The 19120-nt window shown below is 49.1% G+C and carries 17 protein-coding genes; 5 read left to right on the top strand and 12 right to left on the bottom strand.

The window, feature by feature from the left end; translation table 11 throughout:
- Positions 1–53 precede the first annotated feature (53 nt).
- Entirely contained in the window at positions 54–1061 is a 1008-nt protein-coding gene (locus tag F0316_RS17640) for a TAXI family TRAP transporter solute-binding subunit (RefSeq protein WP_149560768.1), read from the bottom strand.
- A gap of 301 nt (positions 1062–1362) precedes the next feature.
- Positions 1363–2715, bottom strand: coding sequence for a sigma-54-dependent transcriptional regulator (locus F0316_RS17630; RefSeq protein ID WP_057554095.1), 1353 nt, complete (start codon positions 2713–2715; stop codon positions 1363–1365).
- A gap of 163 nt (positions 2716–2878) precedes the next feature.
- On the opposite strand from F0316_RS17630, the gene F0316_RS17625 reads away from it, so the two are divergent.
- A complete protein-coding gene (locus F0316_RS17625) occupies positions 2879–4933 on the top strand; it encodes a sensor histidine kinase (RefSeq protein WP_149560767.1) in 2055 nt (684 codons plus the stop codon).
- A 114-nt stretch (positions 4934–5047) separates the two neighbouring features.
- Here F0316_RS17625 and F0316_RS17620 read toward each other — a convergent pair whose 3' ends face one another.
- Positions 5048–6217, bottom strand: a complete 1170-nt coding sequence (locus F0316_RS17620) for a lytic polysaccharide monooxygenase (protein ID WP_046121785.1) — start codon at positions 6215–6217, stop codon at positions 5048–5050.
- A gap of 446 nt (positions 6218–6663) precedes the next feature.
- Between F0316_RS17620 and F0316_RS17615 the strand changes: the two genes are divergently transcribed.
- The 3 genes from F0316_RS17615 (at position 6664) to glpQ (ending at position 10016) form a co-directional block, all read left to right on the top strand.
- On the top strand, positions 6664–7011 hold the full coding sequence (locus F0316_RS17615) for a DUF3316 domain-containing protein (RefSeq protein WP_053055843.1): 348 nt from the start codon (positions 6664–6666) through the stop codon (positions 7009–7011).
- Between the two features lie 425 nt (positions 7012–7436).
- Positions 7437–8795 carry a glycerol-3-phosphate transporter gene (gene glpT, locus F0316_RS17610; protein ID WP_148528444.1) on the top strand — a complete coding sequence of 453 codons (1359 nt, stop codon included), beginning with the start codon at positions 7437–7439 and terminating at the stop codon, positions 8793–8795.
- Between the two features lie 153 nt (positions 8796–8948).
- Positions 8949–10016 carry a glycerophosphodiester phosphodiesterase gene (gene glpQ, locus F0316_RS17605; protein ID WP_000917239.1) on the top strand — a complete coding sequence of 356 codons (1068 nt, stop codon included), beginning with the start codon at positions 8949–8951 and terminating at the stop codon, positions 10014–10016.
- Positions 10017–10068: 52 nt separating this feature from the next.
- Here glpQ and F0316_RS17600 read toward each other — a convergent pair whose 3' ends face one another.
- From F0316_RS17600 to rbsD, 9 genes are all read right to left on the bottom strand, one after another.
- Positions 10069–10749 (bottom strand): Crp/Fnr family transcriptional regulator, encoded by a 681-nt coding sequence (locus F0316_RS17600; RefSeq protein WP_044126802.1) that lies wholly within the window; start codon positions 10747–10749, stop codon positions 10069–10071.
- A gap of 139 nt (positions 10750–10888) precedes the next feature.
- Complete coding sequence (locus F0316_RS17595; protein ID WP_108243946.1) at positions 10889–11620, bottom strand: nucleoside phosphorylase; 732 nt, start codon at positions 11618–11620, stop codon at positions 10889–10891.
- A complete protein-coding gene (gene pnuC, locus F0316_RS17590) occupies positions 11617–12351 on the bottom strand; it encodes a nicotinamide riboside transporter PnuC (protein WP_000365214.1) in 735 nt (244 codons plus the stop codon). Before pnuC ends, F0316_RS17595 begins: the two co-directional genes overlap by 4 nt.
- A 125-nt stretch (positions 12352–12476) precedes the next feature.
- The gene (locus F0316_RS17585; protein ID WP_000224436.1) at positions 12477–13481 is read right to left on the bottom strand and encodes a substrate-binding domain-containing protein; all 1005 of its coding nucleotides are present in this window, start codon (positions 13479–13481) and stop codon (positions 12477–12479) included.
- A gap of 10 nt (positions 13482–13491) precedes the next feature.
- Positions 13492–14412: a ribokinase gene (rbsK, locus tag F0316_RS17580; RefSeq protein ID WP_001038368.1), complete on the bottom strand. Its 921-nt coding sequence runs from the start codon at positions 14410–14412 to the stop codon at positions 13492–13494.
- A 138-nt stretch (positions 14413–14550) separates the two neighbouring features.
- Complete coding sequence (rbsB, locus tag F0316_RS17575) at positions 14551–15429, bottom strand: ribose ABC transporter substrate-binding protein RbsB (RefSeq protein ID WP_000737176.1); 879 nt, start codon at positions 15427–15429, stop codon at positions 14551–14553.
- Positions 15430–15489: 60 nt separating this feature from the next.
- Positions 15490–16473 (bottom strand): ribose ABC transporter permease, encoded by a 984-nt coding sequence (gene rbsC, locus F0316_RS17570; RefSeq protein ID WP_000107607.1) that lies wholly within the window; start codon positions 16471–16473, stop codon positions 15490–15492.
- Between the two features lie 14 nt (positions 16474–16487).
- Positions 16488–17990, bottom strand: coding sequence for a ribose ABC transporter ATP-binding protein RbsA (gene rbsA / locus F0316_RS17565; protein WP_000189454.1), 1503 nt, complete (start codon positions 17988–17990; stop codon positions 16488–16490).
- Positions 17991–18016: 26 nt separating this feature from the next.
- The gene (gene rbsD / locus F0316_RS17560; protein ID WP_000749918.1) at positions 18017–18436 is read right to left on the bottom strand and encodes a D-ribose pyranase; all 420 of its coding nucleotides are present in this window, start codon (positions 18434–18436) and stop codon (positions 18017–18019) included.
- Between the two features lie 283 nt (positions 18437–18719).
- Here rbsD and F0316_RS17555 point away from each other — a divergent pair, with 283 nt between their 5' ends.
- Positions 18720–18980 (top strand): DUF3012 domain-containing protein, encoded by a 261-nt coding sequence (locus F0316_RS17555; RefSeq protein ID WP_000799239.1) that lies wholly within the window; start codon positions 18720–18722, stop codon positions 18978–18980.
- The last annotated feature ends 140 nt before the right edge of the window (positions 18981–19120 follow it).

The raw sequence follows: 19120 nt of genomic DNA, 5'->3' as shown, positions 1-19120 counted from the left end.
GATTGAAAGGGCAAGACTGCCCGCTCACGAGCAGTCTTTCGCGTTCACCGAACTTACTGTGGCATCAAGTGGGCTGGAATTTTAATTCCCACTTCTTGGTAGTAACGCGCCGCACCGGCGTGCAGTGGCATGGGCAAGCCTTCGATGGCTTTCTCAATCGCCATATCTTTGGTCGCTTTGTGGATACCTTGTAAGAAAGCTAAGTTCTCGTACATGGCTTTAGTGAGCTGATACACATCCTCTTCCGAAATGTCGGTGCGCACCGCGAGGAAGTTCGGCTGAGCAATGGTGGTGATGGTTTTATCGACGCCCGGATAGGTGTTCGCCGGAATATCAAACTTGGTCCACAAATTGTAGTTACCGTTGGCTTGTTTAATCTGCTCATCAGTGAAAGAGAGGATCTTGATGTCGTTACCCATCGCTGCAAAAGCTTGAGTCACCGCGCCCACGGGCACACCCGCAGGCGTGTTCATGCCATCAATGGTGCCGTTTTGCAGCGCACTAGCACTGCCGCCGTAACCCAAATAAGCCAGATTAAAGGTATCAGGGTCAACGCCAATCCCTTGCATGATCTGCCGACCAGAAAATTCCGTGCCTGAATTTTTCGAACCAATCGAAAACTTTTTCCCTTTCATGCTGGCCAGATCGGCAATGGTTCCGGTTGGCGCGAGATCAGAGCGCACAATAAAGTGTTCCACGTTCTGCCACAGCATAGAAACCGAACGTAATTGGTTTTGACGCTCCGTATACGGGCCTTCGCCTGCCCATGCCCAAGCACCATACAAACCTTGCAAAATCGAGAACTGGGCTTCGTTATCGTTCATCAACTTCACGTTTTCACCCGATCCGGCCGAGCTAATCGCGGAGAGTGAAAAGTGGTAGCTCGGGGTGAGTTTGACTTTGGTCAGGGTCGCCAGAGCTACACCTACGGGGTAATAGGTCCCTCCGGTTGAAGCGGTGGCAAGAATGTAGCTACGCTCTTCTGCTGCGTAAGCTCCACCGATTAAACCAAACGAAGTGATGGCGGCTAATAGGGTTTGCGTAAGGCGCTTTTGTTTCATCGTGACTCTCCATGTTGTGATTATTTTTCGATGCTGCACCGTTTCCAAACGTACAGCATGAGCAATATCAGTAAGAGCAAAGAAGATGCCAAAAATTAATCCATTGTTTTATAAGGAATTAATTTTCAAAACAGATAAAAATGAGCAAAATCTTGCTGATTGAGCCTAAAGTACATCAGCAAAAAACCGCCGATCATCGCGCGTGTTTTAGGCTCAAAAATCAGGAGAGCGATCACGCAAGGTTAATTAAATGTGATCGATGTTAATAAAAACCATTGAAAAGTGATGAGCAAAATTTTGCTCATTCCTCCTGCGCAGTAAAATCACCGCGAAGCAAACCAAACTTCTGCATTTTCTGATTTAGGGTGCGCCTTGGCAAATCCAGCTCTTTCATCACTTCACTGATGTTACCTTGATGACGATGCAGCGCCTGAGCGATCACTTTACGTTCAAAATTGTGTACCTGAATCGCCAGCGGTAACCCCGCCGAGGCTTCTTCTTCAGTCATTCCCGGACGTGAAGCCAGAATTTCCCCAACACTGATGCTGTCATCCAGCGCATAACGCAGCGCGACATTGCGCAGCTCGCGCACGTTGCCCGGCCAACGATAAGTGAGCAGTGCCAGCCGATCCGCTTCACTCAGGCTGCGCCAAGTCGGTTTCACTTGTACGCAGAAGTGTTCAAACAGCAGCAAAATATCGTCGCCTCGCTCACGCAGCGGCGGTAAATAGAGCTGCGCGACATTGAGGCGGTAAAAGAGATCTTGGCGAAATTCCGCGTGTTGACGCAGCTCTTCCTTGGCTGCCGCGATGACCCGCAGATCAATGGTGATCGGCTGATTACTGCCCACCCGCTCTACCACATGATCTTGCAGCACGCGGAGCACTTTCACTTGCATGGCCAGCGGCATGCTCTCGATTTCATCCAGAAACAGGGTGCCTTTATCGGCCAGTTCCAGCTTGCCAATCCTCCGCTTCACCGCACCGGTAAACGCGCCCGCTTCATGGCCGAACAGTTCACTTTCAAACAGATTTTCTGGGATCGCGCCACAGTTGATCGCCACAAACTGACCACGCTGACGCTCGCTGGCTTGATGCAGACACTGCGCCACCAGTTCTTTGCCACAGCCGGTTTCGCCGTAAATGATCACGTTGGTATCCATCGCTGCGACTTTGGCGATTTGCTCGCGCAGCAGTTGAATCGACTTACACTGCCCAATCAAGATCTGCTCTAACCCTTTGGCAGAGGCAAGATAGTGGGCACGCGATTGTGATGACAGCGCGTTTTGGTACTGACTGACCGCTTGCGCCACGGTGTTGGCAAGACGTTCTGGTTGAAATGGCTTCTCGATAAAATCGAACGCGCCTTGATGCAGCGCTTTCACCGCCATGTCGACATCGCCATGCCCAGTGATCAAAATCACTGGCATCAGCGATTGCACATTTTTCAACGCCACCAACAGACTCAATCCATCAGTATCGGGCAGGCGCACATCACTCACCACGGCGGCGAAATTCTGCTGCTCAATCGCCGCTAACGCGGATGCGCCATCAGCAAACATCGCCACGTCAAAACCCGCCAGTTGTAACCACTGGCCTGTGGCTTGACGCACAATGTCGTCGTCCTCAATCAATGCAATCCGTTGGCTTTCCACGCTTTATTCTCTGTTCTATTTATAGTGCGGCTAAAGTAAGCAAATTTGTCGAGCTTGGAAAGGAGCCGCCTCTCACTTCTGAGTTACCCGTCATTAACATTTATCGCTTTCGTTGCTAAGTTGAACCGTCAATCTCGGTGCTCGTTTTAAATAGGGAAATGCTTTGAAGCTCAATAAAGCAAGTTGGATAGTGTTGGTGATTTTACTGCTGATCGCGGTGCGATGGGGTTCGCATGCCGTCAGTGAAAACTGGCAATTGGGGCAAGCGCAGCGTCACGGCGAGCAGCGTTTGCTCGATTACATCAGTGATGTGAGGCGCACCCTAAGCCGCTTTTATCATTTGCCCTACTTGATGACCAATGAAGCCAACACGCTCAAACTGTTTCAGGGCGATGATCGCCCGCAAGCCCAATTACAGCAACAATTGGCGCAACTCGATAAAGCCGCGAATACCAAAGGTTGGTACATACTGACACTTTCCGGTTCACTGCTAACGGCCAGTAAAAATGCTGAAAACTGGAAGCTCTCTGATGGCAAAGCCATCATCCATAAGATTTTGCAGCAACGCGAAGGGATTTCGATTGTCACCAAATCCGTTGGCAGCACCCCCACCTATTTTGTTGCTGCGCCAGTTTATCTGGATGTCGAGATCGTCGGTGCGGTTGCCGTACAAGTGGATTTAAACGTGCTTGCCGATCAATGGTTTGCCAGTGATGAGTTAATCCTTTTTCAAAATGCTCAACGCCATTTTTTTCTCTCCAGCAGTTCAGTTTACAGCGCAGACTGGATAGCGACTCACCCCGAAGTGGTCACGGCGGCGCAAAAACGTAGCTTATTTGATGGAACACGCCTAACACTGTGGCAAGTTGAACAAGCGCCTTATCTTGCCCAATCCGTCACGCTGGATGATCTGAATTGGACGCTCACTTACCTCACGCCGCTTAAAAATCTTAATGCCACGGTTAACTGGATCAGCACCAGTGCCATGGTCGGCGTATTATTGCTGCTATTACTGATACGTCTGCGTTACGAGCAGTATCAAAAGCGCCTCAGTGAAGCCAAGATTCAGCAAGTGTTGTTTGAGGCCGAAGAGCGACAACGCAATATGATCAACAAAACTCATGTTGGGCTGCTGCTGATCGATGGACAAGGCCGCATTGAAGAGATCAATCCGATGGCGAAGCGCTATTTCAGTCTTTCGGAAAGCATGGTGCGTCAGCTGCAAGCGTGGTCGCTGTTTGATACTGGAAACCCGAATGCCACCGTGCCACTGCTGCTGAAAAATCTCACCGAGCATCAAGAGCTGGCCGACATCACCAACGTGGAAACGGTCGCGCGGCGCAGTGATGGCAGTTTGTTTCCGGTGCTGTTCTCCCTGATTGCGGTCAGTTGGAAAGATCGCCGCCACTATTTGGTGACACTGATTGATATCAGTAAACGCAAGAAGGCGGAAATCGCACTTCAGAATGCCAACCGCGATTTGCAACAGCGAGTAGAAGAGCGCACCGCAGCGTTGAAATCCGCTCAACAAGAGCTGATTGAAGCGAGCAAAATGGCCGCATTGGGACGTATGTCAAGTGCGATTACCCATGAGCTCAATCAGCCCCTTACCGGTTTGCGCACCCTACTTTCTAGCAACGAATTGCTCCTTGAACGCGGTGAAACTCAGCTGCTCAAAGCCAATACCAAGCTGGTGCATTCTTTGATTGATCGTATGGCGGCGATGACTTCCCAACTCAAATCCTTCGCGTTCAATCGACCCGATGCTTTGCAAGCCATCTCGCTGCCCGATGCGTTACAGGAGATTTTGCGCATCCATCAAGCACGCTTAACTCCGGTGGATGTTCGAGTTCGGCTTTCTAGCGATCTGCCGTTGGTGATGGGGGAAGAACAACGCTTGCGCCAGGTACTCGGCAATTTGGTGTCGAACGCGTTAGATGCGATGAGTCAAACCTTAGAACCGAAGCTCAGCATTAGCGCCGTGAGTGAAGAACAGCAAGTGATCGTGCGCGTGAGTGACAACGGTTGTGGGATTGCCCCCGAGCTTCTCACCACCATGTTTGAGCCGTTTCAAACCAGCAAGAAAATGGGCGAAGGATTAGGGCTTGGCCTAGCGATTGTCGCCAATAGCCTGCGAGATATGCAAGGCAGTATCGTGGCAGCGAATAATCCCGATGCGGGCATGAGCTTTGAAATCCGCTTGCGTGCCGCCCAATAGCGGCAACCTGCTTGTTAAAAAGAAAAACAGGTTGTACGAGACAACCTGTTTTGGCGAGTGACAGCCCCCTTTTGGCTGCATATAAACGCTTAGTTTGTCAAATAGGTAGCGCGCTTAGCGCCACACCCCCCATTCGCCTGTGGTTCCCGGCTCTTCACCTTGTGTCCACCACTGGGCAGTCCAGCTCTTGCCTTTATGAGTGACTACCGCGCCTGCGGTATAAGTCTTGCTCTTATCCCATGCATTTTCGGGTTGAGTCGGTGGCGTGGTATCTCCCTTCGTCAGCGATAAGCGGTAAGTGAGGTTACTGTTTGGCGCAAAGACTTGGTTGGCGTACAGATTTTGCGTATCAAACATGTAGTGGTTCATCTCTTGGTGCCAAATACCAATAAACCATTCGCCGTTTTTGAGTTGATTAAACTGACCCGCTAGCTCGGCAGGCCAAGTCTCCAAATTGTTGGCACGGATTGGCAAGGCAATATCTGTCGTTTCCATGCCCGTCGCATCAAATGTTCGCAAGCGAACACTGTCTCCGACTTCAACAGGGCCAAACCCTTGCGGTACGTAGTAACCCAAAGCGGTGAGCTTAGCCGGATCGGTCGGGTCAGTCGGATCTGGTGGCGTGGTAGCGCCGCCAAAGGTGATGTCACTGCAGTTATAAAAGCCTTCACCACCTGCATCTACCCGCTGCCAGCGCGTGTAAAGAATCGCATCGCCACTGCGATCTTGTGGCAAGGTGACTTTAAAACGGTATTTCTTATCACTTCCCGCGGCGACATCGTCCGAGCTGCCCACCAATTCCAAGTCATCCCACGTCAGTGGTTTGGTATGGTCGTAAGTCGCTTTACTTAAATAAAATTGCCAATACGAGGGATTGTGGGGCGTTGCCGCATGGAACACGACCTCAATTTGACCATTAGCATCTAGGGTAATTCCGGTTTTTTGCCAATGGGCAGAAGGCACATTCAAGCCCGCTTTGGCTTTATCGCCCGCCGAACAGAGCTCGCCATCTTTCACCACCGCTTTTACCGCGGCCATATCCCGATACAGCTGCACATTGGCCGAGACTTCATTGCGCTGCACAAACGGAAAAGCGCCGGAAACATCATAGGCCGCCTGACAAGCTTGATTTGGAATCGCGTTATCCCAAAAACCGCCGTCGAGATAACAGGTGTTTTGTCTTGCACTTGGGAATTCCACCCAACCATGTGCTTGTACCTGCGAAGCCGCCAAAGCCCCGAGTATGACTGAGCCTAGCGCACTGATTTTTAATCCGTATTTCATGGTTATTCCTTCTTGATTGTGACTCTTGTTATTCGCCATTTCTGTTTACAAATGGCTAACAAAAGCTAGCAATAACCCCAAAATAACGTGTCAATTTCGGCACAAAGCCACACGGAAAATCGTCAATTTGCCGCCTACTTTCCAGTAACTACATGCAACAGTCTTGACTTGCTTGGGCTCTTCGAGGCACTTCAAACTCCCTTAGCCAGAGCCCGGTGTGACGATGCTAAATCAGAAAACTAAGGCTGATGGAGACTTAACAGTGTCATGAAAACCCAGCTTAAGTCAGTTTATGTAAAGAAACCCAACCATACCTTTTCAAAAGCTTTACCCTGCTTGACGGACTCTTTACATAACCATTGATAGTATGAATACCTCTCTCAATAAGAGAAAACAAATTACTTTTAGAAACTCATTACAGCTTTCAAACTCAATAAGGAAAACTTATGAAAAAGATTATTCTCGCCGTTACCGCTCTTACTCTCAGTGCTGGTGCGTTTGCGTCTATCGATACCAACCACAAAGCACGCTCAATCAATGCGGGTGTTTACGCGAGCCAAGAACAAGCTTACGCCGCTGGATTTAAGAAAATCGAGCAGTTACAAGCTCTACCTAGCAACAAATTAGCGAATGAACTTTCAGTATGGCAAAACAGCGTTGTGCCAAAAAGTGTCAAGATTGATGATACTGAAGTTGTGGTTCAATCTTTTGCAAAACAGCCTGGTGTCGTTGAGTATCGCTCGATTGTTAAAGTCGACTATCAATACAAAACTCGTGAAAGCAATCGAGACTAAGTCGATCAAACCTGTCTCAGATGGCAAAGGATTGCCATTGATTCACCCTCCTACGTCCATTCCCTCTCTTCTTATCCCCATACGCACTTCCAGCACTCAATTTACGAAACTGATTTATTTTCGTTCAACCTACATTTAATTTCAGACGAAAATTTCATCACCACAAAAGCAATGGAAATAATCCAAACGCTTAATTTTGCGATTAAAGTCAACAAAATCGAAAATTTACAATTTGTTTCTATACGTAAAATAATTCACGTGCCACATCAATCACAGTAATAACAATTCAGAAACATAAGAATCTCGACACTTTCGAACGAAAATAAATTGCTCGTTCGCCATTTCTTTACTGCGGTGATGCTCACATCTGTACTGTGAGTTCCGATAGTAGAGGTTTATACCATCGCAAAAACAATGAGGTCACTATGTTCGAGCTCTTCAAACCGGCTGCGCATACGCAGCGGCTGCCATCCGATAAGGTGGACAGCGTCTATTCACGCCTTCGTTGGCAACTTTTCATCGGTATTTTTGTTGGCTATGCAGGCTACTATTTGGTTCGTAAGAACTTTAGCTTGGCAATGCCTTACCTGATTGAACAAGGCTTTAGTCGTGGCGATCTGGGTGTGGCTCTCGGTGCGGTTTCAATCGCGTATGGTCTGTCTAAATTTTTGATGGGGAACGTCTCTGACCGTTCTAACCCGCGCTACTTTCTGAGTGCAGGCCTACTCCTTTCGGCACTAGTGATGTTCTGCTTCGGCTTTATGCCATGGGCAACGGGCAGCATTACTGCCATGTTTATTCTGCTGTTCTTAAACGGCTGGTTCCAAGGCATGGGTTGGCCTGCTTGTGGCCGTACTATGGTGCACTGGTGGTCACGCAAAGAGCGTGGTGAGATTGTTTCAGTCTGGAACGTCGCTCACAACGTCGGTGGTGGTTTGATTGGCCCCATTTTCCTGCTCGGCCTATGGATGTTTAACGATGATTGGCGCACGGCCTTCTATGTCCCCGCTTTCTTTGCGGTGCTGGTTGCCGTATTTACTTGGCTAGTCATGCGCGATACTCCTCAATCTTGTGGTTTACCACCGATTGAAGAGTACAAAAACGACTATCCCGATGATTACGATAAGTCGCATGAAAATGAGATGACTGCGAAAGAGATCTTCTTTAAGTATGTCTTCAACAACAAACTGCTTTGGTCGATTGCGATTGCTAACGCCTTCGTTTACCTGATCCGCTACGGTGTACTTGACTGGGCTCCGGTTTACCTCAAAGAAGCCAAACACTTCACGGTTGATAAATCTTCTTGGGCTTACTTCCTGTACGAGTGGGCGGGCATCCCGGGTACTTTGTTGTGTGGTTGGATTTCCGACAAAGTGTTTAAAGGCCGCCGCGCTCCAGCAGGCATCCTGTTCATGGTTTTAGTAACTCTGGCAGTTCTGGTTTACTGGTTCAACCCAGCTGGTAACCCAGCGGTAGATATGGCTGCTCTGGTCGCGATCGGCTTTTTGATCTACGGCCCTGTGATGCTGATTGGCCTTTACGCTCTGGAACTGGCTCCGAAGAAAGCCGCCGGTACCGCAGCAGGTCTGACTGGTCTCTTTGGCTACTTAGGTGGTGCTGTGGCAGCTAACGCGATATTGGGCTATACCGTTGACCACTTCGGTTGGGATGGCGGCTTCATGGTCTTGGTTGCCTCTTGTGTACTCTCAGTGCTCTGCTTGATTTACGCTTTCGTTGGCGAACGCGCTCACCATAACGATAAGCTTAAACAAGCGACCACTTAAGAGCGTGTGTCATCAAGCAATAACATCGTCAGTATAGCTTGTCCCCCTCGCCGCGCTCTTGCCTGATTAGGAGCGCGGCAACTCTCTCTCCCACCCTAACATCACGCGCCATTTGACGCCTTAGGGTTGGGAAGAACAAAAAAGGAATTCATGATGCTAAAACCATTCTCGCTTTCTCTGCTAGCACTGGCCTGCTCAACGTCTTTATTTTCAAGCATTGTTTCTGCAGAACCATTAGTGATTGCTCACCGTGGAGCCTCTGGCTACTTGCCAGAACATACATTAGAAGCCAAAACGCTGGCTTATGCGATGAAACCGGATTACATCGAGCAAGATGTGGTGATGACCAAAGACGATCAATTGGTGGTATTACATGATCACTATTTGGATCGCGTCACCGATGTTGCGGAGCGTTTCCCTAACCGCGCACGAGCCGATGGCCGTTATTACGCGATTGACTTTACCTTAGCCGAAATCAAAACCCTGCGTGTCACGGAAGGGTTTGATATTGATGCGCAAGGCAATAAAGTCGCCGGCTTTCCTGATCGTTTCCCTCTTTGGAAAGGGGATTTCACTGTCCCGACTCTCGCAGAAGAAATTGAGCTGATCCAAGGGCTCAATAAAACGCTCGGTTATAACATTGGTATCTACCCTGAAATCAAAGCACCTTGGTTTCACCGCCACGAAGGCAAAGATATTTCTCAAGCCGTCCTCAAAGTGCTAAAGCAGTATGGTTACGACAGCAAAGACGACAAAATCTATCTGCAATGTTTTGACCCTATCGAGCTAAAACGCATTCATGATGAGCTGCTGCCAGCGATGAAGATGGATCTCAATCTAGTTCAGCTGCTGGCCTACACCGACTGGAACGAAACCATGGTTTATCAAGCAGACCAAGCCACACCCTATGACTATGACTGGATGTTTGCCGAAGGCGGCATGGCCAAAGTCGCGCAATACGCCGATGGCATCGGCCCGTGGAAACCTATGTTGGTTGATGATGCTTCCACCAAAGACAACATCATGATTAAGCCGTTGATGAAGCAAGCAAAAGAGGCTGGCCTCGTGGTGCATCCTTACACCTTCCGAGCCGATAAAGGGCGCATTGCACCTTGGGCAGACAACTTCGAAGGGATGTTGGATGTGTTCTACAACCAAGTGAAGGTGGATGGTCTGTTCACTGACTTTCCCGATAAAGCGGTAGCTTTCTTAAATCAATAATGCTTTAAATTGACATTATCACCAGTCAGCGAATAAGCGAGGGACACCTCGCTTATTCAAAGCTGGCCACAAAAGCACGCAGAGCTTCAAGATCTTTGATGATAAGTCCACGCTCGCCTTTTTCGACCAATCCCCTATCCACCAACTCTTTCACCGCTCGGCGATAGACCCGGCTTGATGTACCGAAGCGCTCCGCTTCGGGTTCCATCCGTTCAAAGCCACCCAAATTGACCCGAGTTTCATGCTGGAGCAGCAGATCATACGCAATGTTAAAGCTGATTGAATGCATCAAACGCTGCGTGTAAATATCCAGTGACTCTTGGTAATCCTGCGCTAAAGCAGAAGCAAAAAACAGGCTAAGCACAGGTTGCTGTTCAAGGCACTCTTGCAGCTTCTGAGCACAAATGACCATCGCTTGAATCGGCTCTTCAGCCACCACATTCCACTGACAAGACATGGCGGTAAAAAACTCCATCTCGCCAAACAGGTGATCGTCACACTGCACTTCACCGAGTTGAAAACGGCGTCCATTAGCCGCCAGAATGTTCATCGAAACTCGACCACAAGACACCACATACAGAGACTCAACAGGCTGGCCTTGCTGCAACAGCGCCTCACCCGCATCAAACCTTTTTGTCGCGGTTTGGCACTGAGACAACGCCAGACGAAACGCAGGCAGTTGCGCATTCAAATAGCCTGAAAAACGGCCGGTAGTATTCGCGGTAAGTTGCATAGCGTTTTGAAATTCGATTCACATGGGCATAGGCTACCTGTTTTTTGCACTTAGGCGAAGCTCTACCTAGATTCCTCACTCAACTGAGCAATACCGCTCATTGAGTGAGGCCATGTTATGGGTCGTGAATAGGTTGGGGCTAATCGAATTTAAGCGCGTTTAACGCATGCAAAGCAGCACGTGCAGCCAGCGTTTCGCCCTGCATCATCCTTTGATCAGCATTGACGTATTGATTCACGCCCGTTTGCACATCTTGCTCATACAACACCACATTATTGAGAACGGAAGCGACATCTAACCCGCGTAAACGGCCAACCGTGAGCAGCGCAGAGGTTTCCATATCCGCCGCAAGAATCCCTTTGCGATGCCAATAACGGCACAGTTCTGCTTCTTCATCGGTATAAAAGCTGTCATGCGAGCGAACAATACCTCGGTGAATGGGTACTGACTGCTCAGCTAAAAAGCGTTGCATCTCCAGCACCAATTCAAAGCTTGAGTAAGCCGGATAAGCGGCGCCAATATATGCCTTTGAACCGCCCTCATCACGCACTGCGCCTTCCACCAAAATCAGTTCACCTAATCCGATTTCTGACTGCATTGCGCCTGCAGAACCTACTCGCACAATGGCTTTTGCACCACTTCGCGCTAACTCTTCCACCGCGATGATTATGGATGGCGCACCAATCCCTGTGCTGCATACGGTCATCGGCTGCCCTTCGAACTCACCACTGAATAAGCGGTATTCGCGGTTTTCCGCCACAAGCTTAGCGTTATTCAACAAGCTGGCAATGCGGTTCGCACGATTCGGTTCACCGCAGACCACAACACGTGGCGCCACTTGAGCAACATGAATGTGAGGTTGAATGCTCATGCAGTTGCCTCAATGGTCAGGTTTTTTTCTGCATTATGGCGAGCGGTTTGCATCCAAGCTCGAGTGCCATTGGCAGCGATGAACAGCAAAATCGCGTATTCGATAGAGAGGGCATACACACCTTGCGCCGCATAAATTCCGACACTGATGATGTTGATCACCACCCACAGAATCCAGTTTTCCACGTATTTACGCGTCATCAAAATCTGCGCCACCACAGAAAGTACTGTCATCGTCGCATCCCAGAATGGGAAAGCATCCGGAGATAACACTGGGCGATCCAACTGTGCGCCGAACAGATTCAATACATCAACGGTAATATTGGCTAAAGAAAAGAATACCGGATCGATATAAATGGTCATCAAGATAATGCTGATCACGCTAATGCATGCCGTGAGCAGCAATTTTTGGCTGCTCATCCAACGCACGACGAGCGTATCCCCTTGGGCATTGGGACGAGTCCACGCATACCAGCCATAAATGTTGGCGCAGAAGAAAAACAGCTGGAGCAACAAGATGCCATACAGTTGGATCTGATAGAAAATCACCGCAAACAGCGTGACATTAATCAAGCCAAACAAATAGTTAATGGTTTTTTCTTGGCTCGCAAACCAGATACACAGCAAACCAAACAGCGTTCCTACCGCTTCAATCCACGACATGGCATATCCGCCACCGATCGGAATATTGACTAGGGTGTGGTTAATATCAAAAAAAGTCATCAGATCCATTTGTTCTATCTCTCATTGTTATGACTTGCCACACTATAAGGAACAATATGAGGAAAGCGAGAGGACATTTGTCCTCTTCGATTGGTTTGGATCATAAATTAGAACAATGGGACGAGCGGAGAGCGCTAGCCGAGTTTTCGTACACTATTACGCACCACTAAAGTCGGCTCTAACTGTACCACTTGCGCAGTGGTGTCTGGATTTTCCAACCGATAAAGCAGGGTATCCACAGCGGCTTTGCCGAGGCGGTATTTGGGTTGATGGATGGTGGTTAACGCCGGGGTCATAAACTTAGCGATATGCACATCATCGTAGCCAATCAAGGAAAGATCGTCCGGCACTCGCAAACCTCGTTGGCTGGCGGCTTGAATCACGCCCATCGCCATCATGTCATTAGAGACAAACAAAGCACTGGGCAATTTGCCACGCTGATAGAGTTTTTCAAAGGCTTGGTAACCACCTTCACACTCGAAGTCAGATTCCACAATCCAATCTGGATTAATGGCAATTCCCGCTTCCGCGAGCGCACGTTTGTAACCTTCATAACGCATCTGTGCTTGGTGGCGAATCAGCGGACCTGTGATACAACCAATCTCTTTATGCCCACACTCAATCAGATGCTTGGCCGCCATGTAGCCACCTTGCAGTGAGTTGTCTTGAATTTTGTCACTCGCAAAAAGGATCGGGCCCCAGTCCATGACCACAATAGGAATGTCGGGATAGCGGTCAAACACATCCAACCTTTCACCCTCAAGGGTTGAGCACATCAGCAGCAAACCATCGACACGCTTTTGCAGCAAGGTGTTGATGCTGGCTTTCATGCGTTGGTTATCCCCTTCGGTATTGCACAAGATTAGGTTGTAGCCTTGGTGATAACAGCTTCGCTCTACGCCTTTTACCACTTCACCAAAAAATGGGTTGGTCGAGGTGGTCACTAACATGCCAATGGTTTTGGTGCGGTTCATTTTGAGGCTACGCGCGAGAGCGGAGGGGGCGTAATTGAGTTGCTGAGCGGCGTTATTCACCCGCTCAGCAATTTCATCACTCACAAAACGACTCTTATTGATCACATGGCTTACGGTTGAAGTGGAGACGCCAGCAAGTCGAGCGATATCCTTCATGGTGGCCATGTGTTTTCTCCTATGAGTGTTCTGCTAAAAAGGCCTCAACTTCCGCACGAGTGGGAATCGAGGTTTGTGCACCAAAGCGTGTTACCGAAATTGCGGCAGCAGCATGGGCAAACTTAATGGCTGATTCTAGAGGCATTTCTTGCAACAAGCCAGTCACCAATGCACCGTTAAAGGTATCACCTGCGGCGGTGGTGTCCGTGGCTTTCACCACAAAACCGGGAATTCGTTGCCCGCGACCATTTTGGCTCAGCCACACACCCTTTGAACCAAGGGTAATAATCACAATCTCGATGCCTTTACAGTGTAAAGCGTCCGCCGCTTGCTGCGCGCTGGCATCATCCAAGACCGTAATTCCAGTGAGCACTTCCGCTTCGGTTTCGTTCGGCGTAATCAGATCTACACACTTCAGCAACTCATCAGGCAGTTCACGGGCTGGTGCAGGGTTAAGAATCACATTGGTTTTGGCCGCTTTGGCTTCTTGCGCCGCTTTTAAAATGCCATCAAGCGGCGTTTCCAGTTGCATCAGCAAATAACGTGCATCCCGGATCGCCGCGAGATCAGGCTCAATCGCGGCAGCAGTCAACTTGGCATTGGCTTCTGCAGAAATGCAGATACTGTTCTCACCACTGTCTGAAACTTGAATCATCGCAATACCAGTTGGACAATTCGGTTGCAGCTTCACGCCCGCCGTATTAATGCCATCTAGCTTAAAACTTTCACGAATATTAATGCCAAACGAATCATCGCCAACACAGGCAATGAAACCTACATCCGCTTGCATACGCGCGGCGGCAACCGCTTGGTTTGCCCCTTTTCCGCCCGGAATGACTTGATAATTGCGCCCGTGTAGGGTTTCTCCGGGGCGAGGAAATGAAGGCACTTGCAGCACATGGTCTGCATTGACGCTACCCAGAACCACCAACTTATTCATACGGTTATCCTTTGTATTGATGAGGAAAAACAGAGTGGTTTAATGGCTGATACCCTCTTTATTCGTTGGGTAAACGAGGAAAATAAAACCAGTAAACCGCTCGGTTTTCCCTCCTCATGTGAGGAGGGAAAGAGGAGATTATTTTGCAATCACTTTCAGAGCGACTGGGATGTAAGCTTCCACTTTTTCACCCTTGAGCATTTTGTCGGCAGTTTCAATACCAATCGCGCCAATCATGTCTGGCTGCTGTGCGACAGTGGCGGCTAATTGACCGCGCTCTACCGCTGCGATGCCATCATCGGTGCCATCAAAGCCAACAATCATCACCGACTTGCCTGACGCTTGAATTGCACGCAGTGCACCCAATGCCATTTCATCGTTTTGCGCGAAAACCGCTTGAACATCAGGGTTCGCTGCCAGTAGGTTTTCCATTACGTTCAAACCTTTAGTGCGGTCGAAATCCGCAGGTTGGCTAGCCAGCAGTTGCATCTTGCTGCCTTTCACTGCATTCATGAAACCTTCACCACGCTCACGCGCCGCTGAAGTTCCGGCGATGCCTTCCAGTTGGATCACTTTGGCATCGCTGCCAATCTTCGCTTCAATAAAATGGCCTGCCATTTCACCGCCGACGACGTTATCGGACGCAATGTGGCTCACTACCTCACCACGGCTTGCGCCACGGTCAAGCGTCAGCACTGGGATCTTTGAGCGGTTCGCGATACGAATCGCGTTAGAAACCGCATCCGAATCAGTCGGGTTGATCAGAATCGCTTTTACGCCGCGCACTGTGAGGTCTTCCACGTTCGAAAGCTCTTTGCTTGGGTCATTTTGCGAGTCCAGCACAATCAGGTTGTAGCCAAGTTCTTTGGCTTTCGCTTCGGCTCCATCCTTCATGGTCACGAAAAACGGGTTGTTCAGCGTTGAAAGAACAATCGCCACGGTATCTTGCGCTTGCGCCGCAAAAGAAACCGAAGTGGAAAGTAGAGCAGCAGAGATAAGAGTGGTCAGTTTTTTCATTCTCATAGTCCTTTTTGGTTTAGCCTCGCAGCCCTTGCCCTGTCGAGGCGAATTCACGTTTTATTTATTTTTGTTGTCTACCAAGACCGCCAGCAAAATAACCACAGCTTTCGCAATCATTTGGTAGTAGGAGGAAACATCGAGCAAGTTCAATGCGTTGTTTAAAAATCCGATGATGAGAGCGCCGATCAGCGTGCCCATGATGCGACCTTTACCGCCCATCAAACTGGTGCCCCCGAGCACCACAGCCGCAATCGCGTCCAATTCATAGCCCATACCCGCGGTAGGTTGCGCAGAAGAAAGGCGAGATGTAACGATGATGCCTGCTAACGCGGCCAGTAAACCGCAGATGGCATACACGCCGATTTTGACGCGATCTACGTTGATACCTGAAAGGCGAGTTGCTGATTCGTTGCCGCCCACTGCATACACATAGCGGCCAAAGCGAGTGTGATTGAGTAGATACCAAGCGCCGGCAAACACCACCACCATCAGCCATACCGGAACCGGAATACCCAACGCGTAACCCGTGCCAAACCATGCAAAGGTGTCCGCCGTATCAGTGAATCCGGTCGAAATCGGACGCCCATCGGTGTACACCATGGTCACGCCGCGCAGCAGAGTCATGGTTACTAATGTCGCGATAAAGGCCTGCACTTTACCTTTGGCAATGATGATGCCGCTGATTGCGCCAAGCGCAGCACCAGCCAGCAAAGCCGTAGGCACAGCTACCAGAACAGGGACTTCCATCGCCACTAAGGTGGCCGCAAAAGCACCACACAAGGCGAGCACCGAACCGACGCTCAAATCAATCCCTGCGGTTAAGATGACCAAGGTCATACCCACCGCGATGATCGCGTTGACCGAAGTTTGGCGCAGAATGTTTAGTAAGTTATCAACCGTAAAAAAATTCGGGTTTAAGAAAGAGACGACAACCACTAAAAACAGCAGTGCGATCAGCGATTTTTGTTCAATCAACCACTCTTTGCTGAGCAGTTTTTTACGGTTATCAGATGTCGTATTAGTCATGGTTCGGGTACTCATGCTGTATCCTTGTTTCATGCTGCGTGAGCAGGGTTACGCCCTACCGCACACGCCATTAATTTCTCTTGATCGGCTTCGCTCGCCATAAACTCGCCGCTAATCCGCCCTTCATGCATCACCAGAATGCGGTCACTCATGCCCAGCACTTCGGGCATTTCTGAGGAGACTAAAATGATGCTCATGCCTTCAGCTTTGAATTGGTTGATCAATTGGTAGATCTCTTTTTTCGCGCCAACGTCAACACCGCGAGTCGGTTCGTCCAAAATCAGTACTTTGGGTTTGGTCATCAGTCCTTTAGCGATCGCCACTTTCTGCTGATTGCCCCCAGAAAGGTTGCCAATGATTTGCTCACGACTTGGGGTTTTGATGTTGAACAGACGAATAAAGTCATCCACAGCAATCACTTCATCGGCATGACGAATTTGCATACCTTTGCTCAGTTGATCGAGCGCGCAAAGTGACATGTTCTCTTTCACCGAAAGACCGAGTACCAAGCCATCGCCTTTACGATCTTCAGAGATATAGGCGATGCCATTGGCCAAACCATCTTGCGGACTGACAGGGTTAACCGTGCGCCCGTTGAGGTTAATCACGCCACGCTCCGAAGGCAGCGCGCCATAAATCACCTTCATCAGTTCAGTGCGCCCAGCCCCCATCAGGCCAGAAACGCCAAGTATTTCGCCTTTTTTGAGCGTAAAGCTGACATCGTGCACACCCGAGCCAGTTAGGCCAATCACCTCAAGGCTGATGTCACCTTGCTGCGCGGCAATGCGTGGGTACTGTTCTTCCAGTTTACGGCCAACCATCATCTCAATCAGGCCATCTTCATTGGTATCGCATACGCGGCACTCACCAATAAATTTGCCGTCACGCAGTACGGTGATGTCGTCACAAATCTCAAAAATCTCTTTCAAACGGTGTGAGATATACACAATACCGCAGCCTTGTTCGCGCAGTTCATTAATGACATTGAACAGAGATTCGGTTTCGGTATCAGTCAGCGCATCCGTCGGTTCATCCATGATGATGACTTTCGATTCAAACGACAGAGCCTTGGCAATTTCCACCATCTGCTGCTCACCCAAGCTCAGCTCGCCGAGCAAGGTTTTAGCACTGTGTTTCACATTCAAACGTGCAAGCAGTTGATCCGCTTTACGATGCATTTCATCCCACAGAATGCGTCCGAATGGCGAAGTCATCTCACGACCAAGGAAAATATTTTCCGCAATCGTCAGCTGCGGGATCAGGTTGAGCTCTTGGTGAATAATGCTGATGCCCGCCAGTTGCGAATCTCGTGGACCTTTAAAACTGACAGGTTGGCCTTGATACTCAATGCTGCCCGCATCTTTGCTGTAGATGCCGGTCAGCACTTTCATCAAGGTTGATTTGCCAGCACCGTTTTCACCCATTAACGCCATTACCCGCCCCGGATAGACATTCAGGCTCGCTTTGTCCAAGGCTTTTACGCCAGGGAACGCTTTTTCAATTTGGCTCAGGGCTAAAATTGCTTGAGTCATAGTGGTTCCTCCATGGTTGGGCGTGGTTAAAACACGACACCCGCTTGGAAAATCACATTGGCGTAAGGCGTACATTCACCGGTGCGCACTACCGCGCGGCTTTGCAACGTGCGTTGTTTAAACGCTTCATGGCTGATGTATTGGATGGCAATTGGCTTACCGCACAATTGTTCTTCTGCTTTCAGCTCGCGACATAAGGCTTCATGCAACACCGGGCTTACTTGAGCAAACTCCTGTGCCACGATGACACTTTCAATCTGCGATTCAGACAAAATCACCCGTACTGTTTCCAAAAAAGAAGGCACCCCGTGAGTCAGCGCGAGATCAATACGCGTCACTTCATCAGGGATTGGCAGCCCAGCATCACAGATCGTGATTTCATCGGTATGGCCGAGTGTTGCCACCAAGTAAGAGAGTTCAGAGTTTAGTAGGGTACTTTTTTTCATGGTGATACCTTTTATTGATTCACGTTTGAATAACGACAGCATCACTTTCAGTTGGCGAAAAAATGCACATCGAAACGTTTCGATGACATAATAGTTTACTCAATTAAGTTTGCACGCGACAAATCCACAGAGTGTGAAAACGATCAGCAAAATGATGTACTGAATACTCACTTTGATGAATAGTGATAGGGTCGAACGGTGATCATTTCGCGCCGATTTAACACAGCGGCATCTCAGTTCGGTATAGTGGCAGCAAGTAATGAAGATTTGATGAGGATAATTGATGAAAAACACTCTGCTGGTGATCATGAGTGCGCTTACGCTTTCGGCCTGTAGCGAAGTGGGCAGCAAAGCTTGGTGTGAAGATATGCGCGAAAAACCGAAAAGCGAGTGGAATACTCAAGACACGCTCGACTTCGCCAAACACTGCATTTTCAACAATGAAGTCGGCAGCAAATCTTGGTGCGAAGATATGGATGAGAAATCCAAAGGTGACTGGACAGCCAAAGAAGCAGGTTCGTACGCTAAATATTGTGTGCTGTAAGAAGGAAAACCCCCAGTGTTTAATTGCTCTGGGGGTTTAACAACGACTCAATTTAATCGATGTATTTTTAATATCATTGATATTTAATTGTACTAATTCAGACCTGATCTGACAGTTACCCACTTTTCGACTTGGTGCCT

Origin of the sequence: Vibrio cholerae (genome assembly GCF_008369605.1) — a bacterium.
GTDB lineage: Bacteria > Pseudomonadota > Gammaproteobacteria > Enterobacterales > Vibrionaceae > Vibrio > Vibrio cholerae.
The sequence above is the reverse complement of the archived record's forward strand: the minus strand, read 5'-3'. Positions and strand labels throughout refer to the sequence as shown.